Genomic DNA, 855 nt, shown 5'->3' with positions numbered 1-855 from the left:
GCTCCCGAGTCCAGGATCCGCAGGCCCGATTACCTACCGAACGTTGCCTGACGAGGCACTAGCCCTCTCCCTGCCTTGGTTGCGCCAGGGCCGGTCTACGGATCCGCATGCCGCCGACGGCCGCAAGTGCGGCCCTGAGGCGGGAGTGCATTGATCCATAGACATCAGCAGTGATCCATGCCATAGTCTGTAGTGCGAAATACGCCCACGCTGAGCGATTATCGCCCGTCGTGGCGGATGCAAGCCCGGTCCAGATGTCAGTCGGTCCGCATCAGCGTTCGCAGGCGACGAGCGGCGGACGGCTTGCGATGGGCCTCACGTGCGGAGGGAAGTGCATCGCGATGATCATTCGGCACGCCAAGGGCACCACGTCGAAGCAGGGACGCACCGGGTGGCCGGAGGGAACCTACGAGGACGAACACGGCCGGGACGGGTTCGCCGGCGAGGCGTCGATGCTGTATCGGGTACATCCCCCCACCCGGTGGACGCGGATCGAGGGCAACCTGAAGCCGCGGGCGATAAGACGTCGTTTCAGAAGTCGGCGTGTTAATCCTATGTGGAGTCGCGCTGGTAGCTGATCATGCTCGGCGATGTCGAGACGATCTTGTGTCGAGCGATTGGTGAGCGACGAGCTGTGGGCGGTGGTGGAGCCGCTGCTCCCGACGAGGCCGCGCCGTGTCAACGGATCTTGAAAATTGACCTCTCTGGGGACTCTGAATCTTGACCCCTCGGATGGTTGTCAGTCTCGGTCGGCGCGGTTCTGTTTGGCGAGGAGCTCGCGGCGTTGGCGGGTGCGGTAGGAGTCGCCGGTGAGGGTGAGGACCTCGGCGTGGTGGACGAGGCGGTCGATCATGG

The 855-nt window shown here is 64.2% G+C and carries 1 protein-coding gene; it reads right to left on the bottom strand.

Features of this window, described 5'->3' with window-relative positions; genetic code table 11:
* Positions 1-739: 739 nt before the first annotated feature.
* Positions 740-853 carry an ATP-binding protein gene (locus PSD17_RS25985; protein WP_339124974.1) on the bottom strand — a complete coding sequence of 38 codons (114 nt, stop codon included), beginning with the start codon at positions 851-853 and terminating at the stop codon, positions 740-742.
* Positions 854-855: the final 2 nt, after the last annotated feature.

The organism is Pseudonocardia sp. D17, assembly GCF_036984265.1.
GTDB classification, from domain to species: domain Bacteria; phylum Actinomycetota; class Actinomycetes; order Mycobacteriales; family Pseudonocardiaceae; genus Pseudonocardia; species Pseudonocardia benzenivorans.
The sequence above is the reverse complement of the archived record's forward strand: the minus strand, read 5'-3'. Positions and strand labels throughout refer to the sequence as shown.

Coding starts and splice junctions, on each gene's coding strand:
- PSD17_RS25985 (WP_339124974.1), bottom strand. CDS start 853: ATGATCGACCGCCTCGTCCACCACGCCGAGGTCCTCACCCTCACCGGC.